This is a genomic window from uncultured Bacteroides sp. (assembly GCF_949298305.1).
Classification (GTDB): Bacteria; Bacteroidota; Bacteroidia; order Bacteroidales; family Bacteroidaceae; genus Bacteroides.
This window is the reverse complement of record NZ_CASFWU010000165.1, coordinates 1-2,173: the sequence shown is the minus strand read 5'-3', so window position 1 is coordinate 2,173 and position 2,173 is coordinate 1. Positions and strand designations below refer to the sequence as shown.

The following is a 2,173-nucleotide window of genomic DNA, read 5'->3' as shown; positions in this document are numbered from 1 at the left end:
ACTGGATACGCTGAACCGCATTGTCAGCCTGTATCTTGACTTTGCGGAATTACAGGCAAAATCGCACCAGCCCATGTATATGAAAGACTGGATTCAAAAGCTGGACGATTTCCTGAAACTCTCAGGGAAAGAACTACTCACCCATGCAGGCAAAATATCGGCAGAAATAGCCAAACAAAAAGCCGACATGGAATACGACAAGTTCAAGGTGAGGACAGCCAACGAGCTTTCCCCGGTGGAAATACATTTCTTAGAGAACTTCGAGAAAGAACAGAAAAAATTGAAACAATGAAAAATATACTATACCAGCAAAAGGCAGTAAGCGAACTGGTGGAAAAGACCATCGGGCTGCTTTCGCTCAGCGGCAACCGCCATACACTCATATTCAAGGCGCCGACCGGCAGCGGAAAGACCGTTATGGCATCGGAGATGCTTATGCGGCTGAATGATGAACTGGCCGAACGCCCGGACGCACCGTTCACCGAAGTGGCATACATCTGGATTGCTCCCAACAAGCTGCATGAGCAGAGCTATTTCAAGATGAAAAACCATTTCACGGAAACAAAGATTCTGCGCCCCGTGATTTATGACGAACTGGACCACTCGATAGAAGGATACATACGTCCCGGAGAAATCCTGTTCGTAAACTGGGAAAGCATCAACAAGGACAACGCCGTGATGGTGCGCGAGACAGAGCTTTCGGCCTCGCTGTATGACATTACCCGCCGCACACAGGAAGATAACGGCATACCTGTCATAGTGATCATAGACGAAGAACACATGTTCGGAAGCCGCAACGCCAAGAAATCGGAAAAGGTGCTGGGCAACATTTGCCCGAAGGTGGAAATACGCATTTCAGCCACACCGTTGCCTGAATCTACCGCAAAGGCGGAAGAGCAGGTTACAGTGCCGAGAGAAAGGGTGATTGCGGAACAGATGATAAAGGAAAGCGTCATACTGAATCCCGCACTGGAGTTCAATCCGATGCTCGGCACATTGAACCAGCAACTCATCAGCCTTGCCCTGAAAAAGCGTGAAGAACTGGCGGAAGCCTACCGGAAAGAAGGCGTAGACATCAATCCGTTGCTTCTCATACAATTGCCCAACGACGGGGAGACGATGACCGGGGATGACAATTCAGTCAAGGAAGAAGTGCTGACCTATCTTGACAGCATAAAAGGCATCAATGTGGCCAATGGAAAACTTGCAATCTGGCTGAGCAATGAAAAGACAGACAATTTGCAGACAATAGCCAACCCGGATGATATTGCCGAAGTCCTGTTGTTCAAGCAGGCCATTGCCTTAGGATGGGATTGCCCAAGAGCTGCCGTCCTGTTGATTTTCCGAAAGATAGAGAGTTTTACTTTCTCGGCGCAGACTGTAGGACGTATTCTTCGTATGCCGGAGCAGCGGTTTTATCAAAACGACATGTTGAACAGAGGATATGTCTATACCAACTTGAGCAAGGATATTATAGAGATTGTGAAAGACGATATGGACTATCTGTCGTCGCTTCACGCCGTGCGTCGGATGAATCTGAACAATGTGTCGCTCGTTTCTGAATACAACGAGCGTACCTCTGCAGACCGTAATCGTCTGGGATCAGACTTCAAGAAAGTTCTTATAGACACTTTTGAAAGGAACTGGCTTGTAAAGGACTTTATGCCCTCATTGTTTACAGCAGCTGAACTTGACGGAATAACTGAAGAAGTAAGCGATGAAGACAGAGTAAGCCAGACCTATAAAAATCGTAAGGCCGTAGAGGATAAAATCAATTTCAATGTAAGAAGCATCGGAATAGAGATAGTGGAAGACCTCAGTATCACTGGAGAAGTCGGGCAGACCATGATTCGCAACAAGGCAAAATACGTGCGGACCATGCAGGAACTGGATGCCGCTTATATGGCTTTTTGTGCAAAGGAACTTGGAAACGGATATGAAAAAGTAAGTATAAAGACTTTGGCCGTGGCTCTATTGGAAGTTATGGAGGATTTGTTTGAACTGTTTGAGAGTGATGCCATCAAGGTCATTCTATATCGTGCCAACCGCCCTAAATTTGCGGATATTATAGAAAAACCTATTGGCGGAATTAATTTGAATTGATAATATGTTTGGAAAGTTGCGCATATCGCTGATTTTTATTAACTTAGTGCTATCCGAATCATTAAGTTTA

2 protein-coding genes are annotated in these 2,173 nt (G+C 45.9%); both read left to right on the top strand.

All coding sequences use genetic code 11. The features are described 5' to 3' along the window. Positions 1-292, top strand: a 292-nt coding sequence (gene rhuM / locus Q1Y74_RS13945; protein ID WP_300814896.1) for a RhuM family protein, incomplete at its 5' end; no start/stop codon positions are given. After that, on the top strand, positions 289-2,103 hold the full coding sequence (locus Q1Y74_RS13940; RefSeq protein WP_300814895.1) for a DEAD/DEAH box helicase family protein: 1,815 nt from the start codon (positions 289-291) through the stop codon (positions 2,101-2,103). The genes rhuM and Q1Y74_RS13940, both read left to right, overlap by 4 nt. Positions 2,104-2,173 lie beyond the last annotated feature (70 nt).

Excerpts from the sequence above, each read along its gene's own strand:
- Q1Y74_RS13940 (WP_300814895.1), top strand. The coding sequence starts at position 289 with ATGAAAAATATACTATACCAGCAAAAGGCAGTAAGCGAACTGGTGGAA.